The 15,164-nt window shown below is 52.4% G+C and carries 18 protein-coding genes and 1 riboswitch; of the genes, 15 read left to right on the forward strand and 3 right to left on the reverse strand.

Annotated elements, in window-relative coordinates:
- The first annotated feature begins 180 nt into the window (after positions 1-180).
- The 12 genes from DES37_RS17045 to eno all read left to right on the forward strand — a co-directional run bounded on the left by DES37_RS17045 (position 181) and on the right by eno (position 9,342).
- Complete coding sequence (locus tag DES37_RS17045) at positions 181-615, forward strand: nuclear transport factor 2 family protein (protein WP_110026974.1); 435 nt, start codon at positions 181-183, stop codon at positions 613-615.
- Entirely contained in the window at positions 612-1,331 is a 720-nt protein-coding gene (locus DES37_RS17050) for an SDR family NAD(P)-dependent oxidoreductase (RefSeq protein ID WP_110026976.1), read from the forward strand. Before DES37_RS17045 ends, DES37_RS17050 begins: the two co-directional genes overlap by 4 nt.
- Positions 1,328-2,599: an NAD(P)/FAD-dependent oxidoreductase gene (locus DES37_RS17055; RefSeq protein WP_110026977.1), complete on the forward strand. Its 1,272-nt coding sequence runs from the start codon at positions 1,328-1,330 to the stop codon at positions 2,597-2,599. The genes DES37_RS17050 and DES37_RS17055 overlap by 4 nt, the downstream gene beginning before the upstream one ends.
- Positions 2,592-3,314 carry a DUF1365 domain-containing protein gene (locus tag DES37_RS17060; RefSeq protein ID WP_036116703.1) on the forward strand — a complete coding sequence of 241 codons (723 nt, stop codon included), beginning with the start codon at positions 2,592-2,594 and terminating at the stop codon, positions 3,312-3,314. The genes DES37_RS17055 and DES37_RS17060 overlap by 8 nt, the downstream gene beginning before the upstream one ends.
- Complete coding sequence (locus tag DES37_RS17065; protein WP_036116701.1) at positions 3,311-4,531, forward strand: SAM-dependent methyltransferase; 1,221 nt, start codon at positions 3,311-3,313, stop codon at positions 4,529-4,531. The genes DES37_RS17060 and DES37_RS17065 overlap by 4 nt, the downstream gene beginning before the upstream one ends.
- Positions 4,528-5,016 (forward strand): DUF2878 domain-containing protein, encoded by a 489-nt coding sequence (locus DES37_RS17070; RefSeq protein WP_110026978.1) that lies wholly within the window; start codon positions 4,528-4,530, stop codon positions 5,014-5,016. The genes DES37_RS17065 and DES37_RS17070 overlap by 4 nt, the downstream gene beginning before the upstream one ends.
- A gap of 71 nt (positions 5,017-5,087) precedes the next feature.
- Positions 5,088-5,573: a hypothetical protein gene (locus tag DES37_RS17075; protein ID WP_110027052.1), complete on the forward strand. Its 486-nt coding sequence runs from the start codon at positions 5,088-5,090 to the stop codon at positions 5,571-5,573.
- Complete coding sequence (locus DES37_RS17080) at positions 5,570-6,100, forward strand: DUF3833 domain-containing protein (RefSeq protein ID WP_110026980.1); 531 nt, start codon at positions 5,570-5,572, stop codon at positions 6,098-6,100. Before DES37_RS17075 ends, DES37_RS17080 begins: the two co-directional genes overlap by 4 nt.
- Before the next feature lie 15 nt (positions 6,101-6,115).
- The gene (locus tag DES37_RS17085; RefSeq protein ID WP_110026981.1) at positions 6,116-7,075 is read left to right on the forward strand and encodes a YbgA family protein; all 960 of its coding nucleotides are present in this window, start codon (positions 6,116-6,118) and stop codon (positions 7,073-7,075) included.
- A gap of 80 nt (positions 7,076-7,155) precedes the next feature.
- A riboswitch (Fluoride riboswitch) is annotated at positions 7,156-7,226 on the forward strand.
- Positions 7,227-7,311: 85 nt separating this feature from the next.
- Positions 7,312-7,599 (forward strand): hypothetical protein, encoded by a 288-nt coding sequence (locus DES37_RS17090; protein WP_110026983.1) that lies wholly within the window; start codon positions 7,312-7,314, stop codon positions 7,597-7,599.
- Complete coding sequence (locus tag DES37_RS17095; RefSeq protein WP_110026984.1) at positions 7,596-8,024, forward strand: universal stress protein; 429 nt, start codon at positions 7,596-7,598, stop codon at positions 8,022-8,024. Before DES37_RS17090 ends, DES37_RS17095 begins: the two co-directional genes overlap by 4 nt.
- A gap of 25 nt (positions 8,025-8,049) precedes the next feature.
- On the forward strand, positions 8,050-9,342 hold the full coding sequence (gene eno / locus DES37_RS17100) for a phosphopyruvate hydratase (RefSeq protein WP_110026986.1): 1,293 nt from the start codon (positions 8,050-8,052) through the stop codon (positions 9,340-9,342).
- A 65-nt stretch (positions 9,343-9,407) separates the two neighbouring features.
- Here eno and dsbG read toward each other — a convergent pair whose 3' ends face one another.
- Positions 9,408-10,169 carry a thiol:disulfide interchange protein DsbG gene (gene dsbG, locus DES37_RS17105; RefSeq protein ID WP_110026988.1) on the reverse strand — a complete coding sequence of 254 codons (762 nt, stop codon included), beginning with the start codon at positions 10,167-10,169 and terminating at the stop codon, positions 9,408-9,410.
- 212 nt (positions 10,170-10,381) lie between these two features.
- Between dsbG and DES37_RS17110 the strand changes: the two genes are divergently transcribed.
- The gene (locus DES37_RS17110) at positions 10,382-10,591 is read left to right on the forward strand and encodes a YdgH/BhsA/McbA-like domain containing protein (RefSeq protein WP_036116687.1); all 210 of its coding nucleotides are present in this window, start codon (positions 10,382-10,384) and stop codon (positions 10,589-10,591) included.
- 106 nt (positions 10,592-10,697) lie between these two features.
- Here the strand turns inward: DES37_RS17110 and DES37_RS17115 are convergent, their stop codons facing one another.
- Complete coding sequence (locus tag DES37_RS17115) at positions 10,698-11,150, reverse strand: YaiI/YqxD family protein (RefSeq protein ID WP_110026989.1); 453 nt, start codon at positions 11,148-11,150, stop codon at positions 10,698-10,700.
- Positions 11,151-12,030: 880 nt separating this feature from the next.
- Here DES37_RS17115 and DES37_RS17120 point away from each other — a divergent pair.
- Positions 12,031-12,339, forward strand: coding sequence for a fimbrial protein (locus DES37_RS17120; RefSeq protein WP_146211530.1), 309 nt, complete (start codon positions 12,031-12,033; stop codon positions 12,337-12,339).
- Between the two features lie 116 nt (positions 12,340-12,455).
- Here DES37_RS17120 and DES37_RS17125 read toward each other — a convergent pair whose 3' ends face one another.
- Positions 12,456-14,108, reverse strand: a complete 1,653-nt coding sequence (locus tag DES37_RS17125) for a putative bifunctional diguanylate cyclase/phosphodiesterase (RefSeq protein ID WP_110026993.1) — start codon at positions 14,106-14,108, stop codon at positions 12,456-12,458.
- A 595-nt stretch (positions 14,109-14,703) separates the two neighbouring features.
- On the opposite strand from DES37_RS17125, the gene DES37_RS17130 reads away from it, so the two are divergent.
- On the forward strand, positions 14,704-15,057 hold the full coding sequence (locus DES37_RS17130) for a hypothetical protein (protein ID WP_146211531.1): 354 nt from the start codon (positions 14,704-14,706) through the stop codon (positions 15,055-15,057).
- The last annotated feature ends 107 nt before the right edge of the window (positions 15,058-15,164 follow it).

A 15,164-nucleotide genomic window follows, 5' to 3' on the forward strand; every position in this document is an offset into this window, starting at 1 on the left:
CTCTGCACATCATCTCACTGAAAAAACCACTGTTTTTCGCACAAAATCGCTATTTATATTTATTTGAAAAATAAACAAAATTAAAAATATTTTCACAAAAACTTGTACAAAAAATTAATTTTGTACAAGTATTATTAGTACCAGACCACCTACAGAAAAAGAACCCAACAAGGTAACACTATGTGCGATACCCGCTCCGTCATTGAAAACTGCATCACGTTCTACCAGGCGCTGGACCACCAGTCGCTCAGTAAACTGCGTGAGCTGTACCACGATGATGCCCGGCTTATCGACCCTTTTGGCCAACACCAGGGCCTCTGTGCAATACAACACTACTTTGACCACCTGCTCAGCAACGTGACCCGTTGCTGGTTCGATGTAGACCAGCCACTGTGCGAGGGCGACCGCGCGGCACTCAGTTGGGTGATGCACTGGGCACACCCCAAACTTCAGGGCGGTGAACCGCTGGCATTAGCCGGTTGCTCCATTTTGTTCGTGCGTGAAGGGCGCATTGCCTGGCAGCAGGACTACTACGACGCTGGCAGTATGGTCTACGAACACATCCCGCTGCTGGGTTACGCGGTGCGGCATATAAAACAGCGGGTGGCATCATGAAACGGGTGTTGGTAACCGGCGCCAGCTCGGGCATTGGCGAAGGGCTGGCAAAAGCCTGGGCGGATGATGGCGTACAGGTTATCGCCTGTGGGCGCGATCAGGCCAGGCTGGATGCACTGGCAAGTTACAGTGCCAATATCACCACACGCCAGTTTGATATCACCGATGCCCACGCCTGCCAGCAGGCACTGCTCAATTGCCAGGTGGATGTCGCCGTTTTGTGTGCCGGGACCTGTGAATACCTTGATCATGGCATGGTCGATGCCAGTCTGGTGAGCCGCGTGATGCACACCAATTTTCTCGGCCCGGTAAACTGCCTGGCGGCACTGCAAACACAGCTACAACCCGGCAGCCGTGTGGTGCTGGTCAGCTCGATGGCTCACTGGCTGCCCTTCCCACGCGCAGAAGCTTATGGCGCTTCAAAAGCTGCGCTCACCTGGTTTGCCAACAGCCTGCGGCTGGACTGGGAACCCAAAGGTATTTCAGTAACCCTGGTTTCCCCCGGTTTTGTCGATACACCACTTACCCGCCGCAACGACTTCGCTATGCCAGGCCAGGTGAGTGTTGGCCAGGCCGTGAAAGCCATTCGCCACGGGCTGGCAAAAAACCACAACCATATCGCCTTCCCCGGTGGGTTCAGTTTTCTTTTACGCGCTCTGGGGTTACTCCCCGCCTGCGTACAACACGTTTTATTACGCAGGATGGTGCGACCATGAATATCGCCATTATCGGTAGCGGCATTGCCGGGTTAACCTGCGCCTGGCGTCTTGCCGGGCACCACCAGGTCACCTTGTTTGAAGCCAGCCCCACACTGGGTGGGCATACCGCCACAGTCGATGTAGACACGCACCAGGGCTCCTGGGCCATTGATACTGGTTTTATTGTTTACAATGACCGCACCTACCCGCGTTTTATGGGGCTGTTGAGCGAGCTGGGCATCCAGGGCCAGAAAACAGAAATGAGTTTTTCGGTGCACAACCCCATTACCGGGCTGGAGTATAACGGGCACACACTGGCCTCCCTGTTTGCTCAGCGCACTAATCTTCTCAACCCCCGCTTCTGGCATCTGCTGGCAGAAATCATGCGCTTTAACCGCCTGGCGAAATCTGCGCTCCACCAGCCCGTTGGCGATGGCGACACCCTACAAACCTTTCTGGAACGCCACCGGTTCAATGCATTTTTTGCCCGGCATTACATTCTGCCCATGGGCGCGGCTATCTGGTCGTCTTCACTACAGGAAATGCGCCGTTTTCCCCTGGCGCTGTTCCTGCAATTCTTTAACAACCATGGCCTGCTGGATATTACCCATCGCCCCCAGTGGTATGTCGTGCCTGGTGGTTCCCGTGAATATATTCGCGCCATCACAACACGCCTTGCCGGCCGCCTGGAAATCCGCAGTAACACGCCTGTTGAACAGGTCACACGCCACCCGGGCGGCGTGGAGATTACGGCTAACGGCTCTCTGGCGCATTTCGACCAGGTTATTTTCGCCTGCCATGCAAACCAGGCGCTGGCAATGCTGGGTAACCCAACCCCGGCAGAGCAACAGGTGTTGGGCGCGATTGGCTGGCAGCAAAACGACGTGATCCTGCACCGTGACCGGCGCTGGTTACCAGACCGCAAGCGCGCCTGGGCCAGTTGGAATTACCGCCTGAGCAACAACAACGCAGAACACACCCGGGCCTGTGTAACTTACAACATGAATATTCTGCAAGGGTTGCCGAAAGGCAGCCCACTGTTCTGCGTCACCCTCAACCCGCCAGAGCCTATTGATGAAAACCTGGTGTGGCGGCGTTTTAGCTATGAACACCCGGTATTTAACCCACAAAGCTGGCAGGCACAGGCACGCCGGGGGGAAATTAACGGCCAGCAACACAGCTGGTTTTGCGGTGCTTACTGGTACAACGGTTTTCATGAAGATGGTGTGCGAAGCGCGCTCGACGTAGTGGCAGGAATTGCCGCCACAGGGGGGCGCCATGAATAGCTGCCTGTATCACGGTGTATTACGCCACCGCCGCTGGCAACCACGCCAGCACCACTTCAGCTACCAGGTATTTATGGCCTGGATTGACCTCGATGAACTGGCGCAACTACCCGATGCCGGCATCCGGCTTAACCGCTGGGGAGCAGCCTCGTTTTATACTCGCGATTACCCACTGGGCGCACCTTTGCGGCAAAACGTACTGGGCAGGCTCGCCACCCTGACGGGCGAACGGCTGAATGGCAAAGTGATGCTGTTAACCCAGTTACGCTATTTCGGTTTCCATTTTAACCCGGTCAATTTTTACTACTGCCACAACGAACAGGGTGAGCTGCGCTGGATCCTTGCTGAAGTGCGCAACACCCCGTGGAACGAACGCCATTACTACGCAATTGATGCCGTCAACACCCAACCGGTTGATAAAGCTTTCCATGTTTCGCCCTTCAACCCCATGGAAATGGTGTACCACTGGCGCTTTAACACGCCCGGTAAAACACTGCATATGCACATTGAAAACCACCAGCAAACAAAGGTTTTCGATGCCACCTTAACGCTGGCCCGTTGCCCGCTTACCCGCAAAAACCTTCGCCGTCTGTTAATTAAAATCCCGCTGATGACGGTGAAAACTGTCGCCGCAATTTACTGGCAGGCGCTGTTGCTGTTGTTAAAACGCGTGCCGGTTCATTCGCACCCGGCAAACCGGAGGCCCCGCTCATGACCGACCCTGTTTACGCCCTTGAATCCAGTTTGCCTCATAACAGCCGGTTGGCCCGCAAGGCGTTGTTCCGGTTACTGGCTGAGTTAAAACACGGCTGCCTGGTAATACACGAAGGTTCACAGTATCGTCAGTTTGGCGATACCCATGCACCACTCAGGGCGGAAGTACACGTTCAGTCTCCCCGCCTTTACTGGCGGATATTAACCGGGGGCAGTATGGCAGCCGCCGAAACCTGGATGGATGGCGAATGGGATTCCCCTAACCTGACACAGGTGTTACAGGTGGTGGCGCTGAACAGCAAAGTGCTTGGCAAACTGGAAACCGGTTTTCGCTGGCTGAGCCTGCCAGCAGAACGCCTGCGCCACTGGCTGCGCCGCAACCATCGCCGCCAGGCACGCAAGAATATTGCCGCGCACTACGACCTGGGCAATCCATTCTACAGCGCATTTCTTGACCGCGATCTGCTGTACTCCAGTGCTCTGTTCCAGGCACCAGACCAGGATTTGGAAAGCGCACAGGCCGCCAAAATGCAGCGCCTGTGTGAACAACTGGCGCTTACTGGCGATGACCACCTGCTGGAAATCGGCACTGGCTGGGGAGCACTGGCAGAATATGCCGCCCGCCACTATGGCTGCAGGGTTACCACCACCACGTTATCCCGCGAGCAGTACGATTACGCACAGGCACGTATTAATGCTGCCGGGTTGCAGGAACAAGTCACCGTATTACTGAGCGACTACCGTGACCTTGCGGGCCTGTTCGACAAAATTGTCTCGGTGGAAATGATAGAAGCAGTGGGCAAAGCCTGGTTACCGCACTTTTTCACTACCTGCCAGCAACGCCTGCGCCCGGGCGGCAAAATGGTGCTTCAGGCCATTACCATTCAGGACCAGCGCTACCAGGATTACAGCAACAGCGTGGACTTTATTCAGCGCTATATCTTCCCCGGCGGCTTCCTGCCAAGCCTCACCGCCATGAGCCAGTTGATGACCCGCCACACCGATTTCGTTGTGCGCAATGTGTTTGATATGGGGCCAGATTATGCCCGTACCCTGGCCCACTGGCGCCAGCGTTTCTTACAGGCCTGGCCACAAATAGAAACCATGGGGTTTGATGCGCGTTTTCGCCGCATGTGGCTGTATTACCTCGGCTACTGCGAAGCCGGTTTTAACGCCCGCACGATAAGTGCAGTGCAACTCACTGCGGAGCGGGTATGAACAGCCTGCTGCGTACCGGGCTGGCGGCAATCGCGTTCGACATCTACTGGACGCTGGTTGTGCTGTTCCGCGAACGCGGCATTTTGTTGTGGCTGGGCCTGGCACTGGTGGTGTATTTCATGTTGCCACCCGGAACACGGCGTCATGCGCTGGTTATTGCTCTGGTGGGGTGTGGTCTGGACACGTTCCATGTGCTGGCCGGGCGAATCGCCTTTCAGGGCGGTGAACCAGTGCCCTTGTGGATGGTGGCTTTATGGCTGATGTTTTCCTGCGTGTGGGCGGTAGTGGCACGCAGCCGTGCAGTGCCACCCTGGTTGCTGGTTCCGCTCGCGGCCACTGGTGGCCCACTGGCTTATTTACTGGGTGCTTACCTGGGCGCAATGAACTTCCATGAGTCTGTCTGGCAGGCCTTAGCCTGGCTGTCCACCGGCTGGGCCTGCCTGGCACTGTTATCGTGCGGGTTACTGCACCGGAGCCGGGTATGAACAGCATACAAGTGAGAAACAACCGGCTGAATACGCTGTCCTGTATTGTGGCGTTACTGGCAAGCCTGCTGATGCCCGTGGTAACTCAGGCCGCTGACTGGCTACGCTGGCGCAATGTTGGCGCGGCCACCTTTACCTGGGGGCCGTTTACGCTGTACCACGCGCGGTTACTGTCACCGGATGGCCGTTACCACGGGCTGAGCAGTGACCTGGCGCTGGTTATCACTTACCAACGTGCTATCAGCCATACCGACCTGGTAGATGCCACCCGCGACCAGTGGCAGGAACTGGGTATTCTCCAGGCAACGCCCCAAAGCACAATGTGGCTCCAGGCACTGGAACAACTGTGGCCTGACGTCACCCCCGGCAGCCAGTTGGCGTTTGTTGCCACACAACACCAGGGGCAATTCTGGTATCGGGCCGGCTCTGCCACGCCCTTTTCACCTCTTGGGCCACAGCAGCCTTCCCTGTTCAGCGAGCGCTTTCTGGCAATCTGGCTGGACCCTCGTACCGCTTACCCCAACCTAAGACAGCAATTAACGGGAGAAAAACCATGACACTCCTTAAACGTGCCGCACTGGTATTACTTGCCCTGCTGACCGGTTGCAGTACCACCCTGAATGATTACCAGGGCACACAACCGCCACTGGATATCTTCAGCTATTTCAACGGGCAAACCGAAGCATGGGGAATGGTGCAGGACCGTAGCGGTAAACAACTGCGCCGTTTCCATGTGGAAATTACCGGTGAGGTCACTGGCGATACGCTCACTCTTAATGAACACTTTGTGTATGACGACGGCGAGAAACAACAACGTGTCTGGCACATTCGCCGCACAGGCAACAACCAGTACACTGGCACGGCAAACGATATTGAAGGTGTTGCCGTTGGGCAGTCAGCAGGAAACGCCTTCAACTGGCATTACAAAATGAATGTCACAACCAAAGGCAAAACCTGGCTACTCAGCTTTGATGACTGGATGTACCTGCAGGATGACCGGCATTTGTTTAACAAAACCACTCTGACCAAATTCGGCTTTACCGCCGCCACGGTCACGCTGTTTTTTACTAAAAAAGCGCCATAAAACAAGGAATACACAATGAACAGCAAACCTGAAATTGGTATCAGTGCCTGCCTCACCGGTGACACCGTGCGCTTTGATGGTGGCCATAAACGCATGCCCTTCGTCATGGATGAGCTGGCAAACTGGGTGACATTCCGCCCGGTTTGCCCGGAAATGGCCGTCGGCCTTCCCTCGCCCCGCCCGGCTCTTCGCCTGGTAAAAACCCCGGAACACGAAATCCGCCTGCGCTTCAGCAATGAACCACACGAAGACATTACCGACAAAATGCAGGCATTTTCCGACAACTACGTGAACAATATCGGCACGTTAAGTGGTTTTATTGTCTGCGCCAAATCGCCAAGCTGTGGCATGGAACGGGTCCGGCTGTACGATGAAGCAAACCAGCGCGGCAAAAAAGCGGGCACCGGTATCTTCACCGCCACGCTGATGGCCCGTTACCCCTGGCTGCCGGTTGAAGAAGATGGCCGCCTGCACGACCCAATGCTCAGAGAGAATTTCGTGCTGCGTATTTATGCGCTGCACGAACTCAACCAGGTGTACGCCACAGGCCTGACACGCCAGAGCCTGCTTGCTTTCCACAGCCGTTATAAACTGCTGTTACTGGCGCACCACCAGCCGGGTTACCGGGAACTGGGGCGGTTTGTTGCCCATCTGCATGAATGGGACGATCTCAGTGCCTTTTTTACTGCCTACCGCGAGAAATTAATGGCGTTATTGAGCCACCCTGCCACCCGGCGCAACCACACCAATGTGCTGATGCACATTCAGGGCTATTTCCGTAAACAGCTTAATGCACGGCAGCGTGCAGAACTGAGAAACGTGATTATTGAATACCGCAGCGGGCAACTGCCAATTCTTGCGCCACTGACATTGTTGCAGCATTACCTGGCTGAATACCCGGACGACTATTTATCCACCCAAAAGTATTTCGCCCCGTACCCTGCACCGCTGCGCCTGCGGTTGCCTGAGCATTAACTTGATTTGCCACGTCACACCCCGTAACAGATTCAGCCGGGTTACGGGGTTGCAAAATAGCTGTATGAGATCCACACTGCAAAGCACAAGGTGATGGCGTTCCACCTTACCCAACCGCCCCATTCAGGGGGCTGATGACGCCTGGCGTAACTCTTATTTCCACAAGAGGTATGTCAGGCTGGTCTTGATTTCCTGCTTTCCCCGCCCGGCATGCTTCCTGATTTCAGGAACTCATTATGATACAGGTTGTTGGCCACTTTAATCCCGACAGCGATGCCATATGCAGCGCATGGGTGACTGCCAAATGGCTGCTGCCGCAGCAAGAAGGCCAAAATGGCAAACCAGCCTTCGGGCAGGGTGGTACTGATGCTTACCGACATCAGCCAGCCCGCTTCCTGCCTTCACTTTACAGGCTCTGCGCTACCCGGCGCCAAACCCTGCACCATTTCCGGCATGAAGGCCGGAAAAAACAACTGCTTCCCTGGCTGGAAAACCAACTCACGCTATCAGGAGGAAAACCATGACTGGCTATACCCATGCAGTGGTACTGATTCATGGCAAAGAAGACGGAGTGCCATTGCTGAAACATGCACTGGTTCTGGCTCATGAATGGAACATCAAAGTGACGGTTGCTCACCTGAGTGATGACTACCGCGAACTCAATTTTGTCTCCGACAGCATGATGGACGACCCGGTCTCACAAGAAGTTATCAGCGCGAAAGCCATGTTCAGCGAAATATTCAGTGAACTCGATAACACAGATTCAGTGGATATGGACACCTGTGAACTGGTGACGCTGGGCATAAAAGACCTGCAGGCCTGTATCTCGCGGCAGGCGGCAGACCTGGTTATTGCCGGGCACCACAACCGTTTTTTAGGGCTGCTGACATCCCACTCCATGGCCTATATCAACCAACTGAATGTCGACGTTCTTATCCGGCATCTGTAAGTCAAACTGACTACGAGGAAAGATTATGAGCACAACAATTGAGAAAGTTATCGCACGTGAAATTCTCGACTCACGGGGTAACCCAACGGTAGAAGTTGAAGCATTCAGTAGCGAAGGCCTGATGGCTCGCGCATCCGTACCTTCCGGAGCCAGCACCGGTTCCCGGGAAGCCATAGAACGCCGCGATGGCGATAAAACACGTTACAACGGTAAAGGCGTACTGGGCGCAGTGGCTTCCGTCAATAATGAAATCAATGCAGCCCTGGCTGGCCTGCAGGTGTGTGACCAGCGCCTGGTAGATAACACATTGCTGGCACTGGATGGCAGCGACAATAAAAGCAAGCTGGGTGCCAATGCGATTTTAGGGGTTTCCCTGGCTGTTGCGCGCCTGGGGGCGCTTTCCACCCGCCAGCCATTGTTCCGCTACCTGGGTGGAGCCCGGGCTAATTTGTTGCCCGTTCCCTGCATGAATATCATTAATGGCGGGGTTCATGCCCGCAACCAGGGGGCAGACTTCCAGGAATTTATGATTGCGCCCCTTGGTGCACCAAGTCTTACCGAAGCCATGCGCCAGGGGAGTGAAGTTTACCAGGCCCTGCGCCAAATATTGCTGGATAACAACCTGTCTGCCGCGGTGGGTGATGAAGGCGGGTTTGCACCAGCCGTGTCTTCTAACCGCCAGCCACTGGAACTGATTGTGCAGGCAATAGAAAAAGCCGGTTATCGCCCCGGTGAAGATATCAGTATTTGTATGGATCCGGCTTCCAGCGAGTTCTATAGCGACGGCAAATACCACCTGCGCACCGAGCACAGCGCCCTTACCGCCGCAGAAATGACAGATTACTATGCTGAATTACTGGGGCAATTCCCGATTGTCTTGCTGGAAGATGGCCTGGCGGAAGATGACTGGAGCGGCTGGCAGCACCTGAACACCCGCCTGGGGCAGCAGATTGAACTGGTGGGCGATGACCTGTTTGTCACCAACGTTAAATACATTCAACGCGGCATTGAAGAAAATGTGGCGAATGCCGCACTGATTAAGCTCAACCAGATTGGTTCGCTCAGCGAAACTTTTGATGCTGTCGCGCTGTGCCAGCAGCATGGTTGGGGGACATTTATTTCACACCGCAGCGGGGAAACTGCCGACAGCTTTATTGCGGATATGACTGTGGCGCTGCGTGCCGGGCACCTGAAAACGGGTGCACCCTGCCGTGGCGAACGTGTGGAAAAATACAACCAGTTGATGCGTATTGAGCAAATGCTGGGCGAAGCAGCACAGTTTGCCGGGCCGAAAGCGTTTGTGCGCCACACGTCCTGACCTTAACCAGCAGGCTGGCCCCACGCCGGGGTTAGCCTGCCCCACACAGTTATTTCTGCTTTGTGCTATTTCGGACCAAACATTGCCGCCATTTGTTGTTCATCCGGCATGCCCACCACTTGTTGTAATTCATTATCCTGGTTGAGGTAATAAATAGCCGGGGTGGCATTAGCACCTGCTTCGTCCATCAGTTGCTGGTTCACCTGTAAGGCCTGCACGGTACTTTGCGGCGTTTTTTCTACAAAAGCAGGTGCCTGTTTACCACCAGACTGTTCCCAGGCATCCCAGGCTTTCGCCGGGTCAGAATCACTAAGAATAGCTGCCGCATAGCGCCCACTCTGTGGCTTCAGCACCGCCACCAGGCGGGTGTAGAGCTGCACTTTCCCGGCATCCACCCAGGGTTGTGCCGCAGCATGAAAGCGCATGCAATAAGGGCAGAATGGGTCGGCAAACACCACCAGTTTGCGTGGCGCATCATCCCGGCCAGATTTAATAACCGGGCCTTGTGCCATTTTCTTCCACAAAGCGCGGCCCTGGGGAATATACAGCGCCTGCTTAAATAACGCTTCGCTCAGATTTTTACCATTTTCATCATACAGATACCCGGAAATGGCGTGCTTGCCATCGGGTGTCAGGTAAATCGTCACGCCCATACCCTGGTACTGGCCCAGCCAGCCCTGCATACCACCAGGTCCTTTGATTTTCTTGATAATAGTAATGCCCTGGCTGGCAATGTGCGCCACCGCCGGAGGTAAGGGTTCATCGGCCTGTGCCTGCATTGCACTGAATAACACCAGGCAGGCAGCAATACCTGTGCTTATTTTCATGGAAACCTCTCAGGGAAAAGGGCACAACACCGCCGTGCCCGGCACACACAGCATAGCAGCGAGCCCGTTGCAGACCTTGTTGTATTTTCATTCAAAATATTCGAAAAAGATGAGCAAATTGTTCAGCTTTTGATCGATGAGAGACGGGGCTATGATTTATCACATCAAGGCAATACGCCTTACTAGCAAACAAACCATTAAGGAATACGACCATGAAATCTATCAAAACTTTCGTTGCAGTTGCCGCTCTTTCTGTTATGTCTTTCGGTGCTTTCGCACAAACCGTAAGTGCAACAGCATCCACTTTAGATGGCGCAGAAGCAAAAATCGCCGCTCAGGCAAAACAGGCTGGTGCTGATTACCACATCACCGAAGCTTATGCCGGTAACCAGGTTCATATGACTGCAGAACTGAGCAAATAAGTTACTCCGGGCGCGGCAGGGGCAACCCTGCTGCCCGCCCTGTCTCCTGCCAGTCATTTTCTGTTACAGCACCGGGTCATTCCCCCGCACCTTCATTTCCTGTCTATTAACGTGATGCTTCCCGTAACCAGCGTTCAAGCTCGCTGGCGAACTGCTGACGGTCTTTCTGGCTCAGTGCCGCCGGGCCACCAGTCTGAATACCGCTGGCACGCAACGTATCCATAAAATCACGTATTGTAAGGCGTTCGCGAATCGTCTCTTCGGTGTAACGTTCACCGCGGGGTGTCACCACCCAGGCGCTTTTTGCCAGCACTTCAGCTGCCAGCGGAATATCACTGGTAACCACCAGGTCACCGGCCTCGACTAAACGCACAATCTCGTTATCCGCCACATCGAACCCACTGGCAACCCGCAGGGTGCGAATAAACCGTGAAGGGGGAACCCGCAACATCTGGTTTGCCACCAGCGTGAGGGGAACCTGTACCCGTTCAGCTGCACGAAACAAAACTTCTTTAATCACATTGGGACACGCATCTGCATCCACCCATATCGCCGACATTCAGTTTCCTCTGGCAGGCTGTGGTCATCGCGCATATCTTAACGCTCTTTGCTTTCGCCGCCTACGAACCGGGAAGCGCAAATGGCGGGAGATTTTAGGCTGGCTAAACATTCAGGTTATTTTTTTACCCAGAATAAACTTTCCCCGGTGTTTATTTATTGATGATTTCTCTTAAGTGTTATATTAATCATAGATGCATACTATTTATTCAACAGACTCTTTTATAAGCATTTTCTTTTTTATTTTTTCATGTATATTACGCGTGCACTCATAATAAATTTATACTCAATTTCTTTTGAGCGGTCATTCGTTTGTCACTTGACCGTCATTTAAATTGTTTAGAGTGGGTAACGTTAACCCAGGTGAGTTCTGGTCGTTTTGGTTGTCGGTTCAGGCAGCACAAGGCTTTACGTGGCCCCGGAGCATCGTGTCTTATACGCAAAGGATGCGAATAAAATGGGGTTTATTCCCCCCGTTTATTTTTTTAAAATTTTCTTACTCTGGGATCAACACGGTTTGTTCTGTGCACATAGCATCGCCTGCATAAATTTGCTGGCGGATTATTAAAATCACTTTCTAATAATTAATATGAGCATAAACAATACACAAGAAAAAACGACTGATAACAATCCAGTCTACCGCTCAGGCAGGCATATGCTTTGGGCAATGGTTGTTTTTTTACTTATTGCACTGGGGTTAAAGCTAATTAGCTAATTTTTCCCACACGCTGGCCCCACCGCTGGCGTGGTCTTTTTGTTAATACTGCACAGCCAAAAATGCAGAAATAGCCCACAAAACAACCTTTATTCTTCGCAACAGCTTTTCACCCACTGCATACACTCAAAATGACTGACGCCATGCGTCGCTAACCGAGGTATCCATGATGAAACGCATAATACCTGTGGTGCTGAGCTCAGCACTTCTGTTTTCCCCTTGTTTACTTGCCTCACAACCCCAGGGCGGCACCATTACATTTCGGGGAAGCATTGTGAACCCGTCATGCGATCTCGAAAACTCATCTGTAGAAAGAGCCGTAAACCTGCGTTGTGCAGATAACACCCACAAAGTTCAGCAAACTTTTTCCATGCATGATCAAACATGGCGGCCCACGCTGTCGCCACTGGTGAAGGCGATTTCTTACCAGCAGGCCGCAGAAAATGTGTATTTAGTGACAGTGGAATATAACTAAGTCCTGTTGCCATCCAGGAAAGAGCATATTAATAAACGGGCTGAAGGCCCGTTATTCTGCACAACAGGGAGCATCACGCTCCCTGTTAAATGTGACCGCTAAAAAACTTATTCCAGTTACACCACCACTTCAATCCGCGGCTGGCTGCTCATCAACCAGACAGCAAGGGCAGATGCATTAAGTGGGCGGGAATATAAATACCCCTGAGCGATATCGCATTGCAGCTCACACAACTGGCTGCGCTGCTGCTCAGTTTCCACCCCTTCCGCTACCACCGTTTGTTGCAGGCTCTGGCCGATTTTCACTACTGTCGTGGCAATGGCTTTCATTTTGCTGCCATCATTTAAATCACGCATAAAACTTTGGTCGATTTTCAGTTCCGTCATTGGCAAGTGCGCCAGGCGAGACAGGCAAGAGAAGCCGGTACCAAAGTCGTCCATCGACAGGCCCACACCCAGCTCGCGAACCGCACAAATCACTTCCATGGTTTCCGGGCGCTTGTCCATCATCACCCCTTCGGTGATTTCAATGGTCAGGCAGTCTGGTGGAATACGGAACTGGCGCAACAGGTAGCCAATGTATTGCGGCAGGCTGCTGTTATAAAAGTTAATTGGCGACAAATTCACAGACACCACAGGCACCATGATTTTGTTATTACGCCACTCCGCCATTTGGCGGCAAGCTTCATGGAGTGTCCAGCGGCCAATCGCTTCAATTTCGCCCGTCTCTTCTGCCAGCGCGATAAATTTTCCTGGGGGAATATCGCCCAACACAGGGTCGGTCCAGCGGGCCAGCGCTTCCACGCCATAAAGCTCACCATTTTTCAGCCACACTTGTGGCTGGTAATGCAGGTGGAGATGATTACCGGCAATCGCCAGTTTCAGTGCCGCAGCCAGTTTCAGCCGCTCCTGGTCCACCTGGTTCATTTCACTGTGGAAGAACAGGTAACCACCAGACGCAGCGGCTTTTGCCTGGTGCGATGCATGGTTAGCCTGTTTAAGTAACATATCCCGCTCAGCGCCATGCTCAGGGTACAGGCTCACACCGGTGCTGACAGTCACGTTCAAAGCCATATCAGCAACATTGAACGGAATGCGGAACAGCGCCTGGATTTTCTGGGCTACTGACGTTGCTCTGGTGATATCGCAATCCGGCATAACCATCACAAATGAGTCGCTGTCGGCGTGGCTGACAAAAGCATGACGCGAAAACTCACTACTCAGGCGGCGTGCAATCTCTGCCAGTACCTGGTCGCCAGCCGCATAGCCAAGCGCGTCATTCACATCCTTGAAATGATCCAGATCGAGGAAAAACAACGCGGCACGCGTGTGTTCATCTCCGGCAATCAGGGTATCAATATACTGATGCAGTGCGCGGCGTTTTGGCAGGCCGGTCAGATGATCGAAATTAGAAAGCTGCGTGATTTTTTCCTGGTCGACATGCACAACGATCATGCACGGCGCTTCATTTCCAGGCCCACCGTCGTAACTGATAGTCGCACTTAACGCATTTTCTTCGCCTGTTGCAGTAATCACCGTCAGCTGTGTTGTCTGCTGAGATTCCGTTGTTTGTTCTGGTGTATAAAATAACGGGATCTCTGCCGCCCGGCGGCCAAATACGGTAACGCCAGGGTAGCCCCAAAGCTTCTCTGCTGCACGATTGAAGAAAATAACTGTTTGCGAACTGTCTAATAGCACAACAGCATCATGAACATGCTCTAACGCAGCAAGCATATTCTGAGAGCCGAAAACCTCATTATCAGAATGCATATTTATTTTTCTTAGATGAAAAGATCGGCTTCATGCTAATAGAAAGAGATCGGTTGTTCAATATCCCAACAACATTATATTGGTAAAGATCATTACTTATAGATTGTATCAATATATCCCTTTTTATTTATTGATAAAGAGATACTCATGCCTGCCGATAACTCTCCATGGATTGTGAACGAAGTATGAATTTTTTTGTTATTTATTATCTATCAACTACTCTTATTTATAGTCTTCCTCGTAATAACTTTTTTGTCTTTGCCAGTGCCACATGAGGCCTGGCGGGCAACTCCTCCCAGTATTCATAGAGAAAGTTTTAATTATTCATAGACAGATCAAATAAATCATTTTTGATTTATCGATACACTCACTTGACCTGTACCTGCCTCACACACAGTATATAAGGAAATTCTCAATTCGTCGGATATGAACAGATTTCATTACTTTTTTATTGAATAAATAATGAAAAGGTAATGCTACCGCTCGCAGTACACCGGCGGGTAAGAAAGAAGACGAAAACCACACAACGTTCTTTATATTAGGGCCAGACACGATTATGTATGACGATCTCAGTTCTTTGACAGCAAAGCTGCAAATGTCCGGTGTTGCCTTCCAGCAAATGGATGATGCCCAGACCGATGACACAGAAGACGATGTAACCGTAACTCATGAATCCACTCCGGTCACTCATAGCACAGCGCCTGATAATGTTAAATCTATCAATCGCCTGGAGAGTACTAATTTGAATAACGCAGCGCCTGTCAGCAAAGCAAAACATAAACTGGCCGAACTCCAGGCCGCACCTGTAACACCCGTGCACACCAGCCGGGGCAGCTCCCTTGCTTCCGGTATTATGGAAAGCGTTGCCCAAATGACCCGCCCGGCAACCAGCGCACGTGAAGAAAACCCGGTACGTCTGGATATCTTATTCGCCGTCATTGGCAAATAACAGAACATCTCATATTTAGCAATATCGGCTTAACAGCCAGAATATAACCAGGCCAGTATCATACATACCGGCTATTGATTTGCATGTTTGTCTGATTTCATCGCCAG

This window comes from Mangrovibacter plantisponsor (assembly GCF_003182475.1).
Classification (GTDB): Bacteria; Pseudomonadota; Gammaproteobacteria; order Enterobacterales; family Enterobacteriaceae; genus Mangrovibacter; species Mangrovibacter plantisponsor.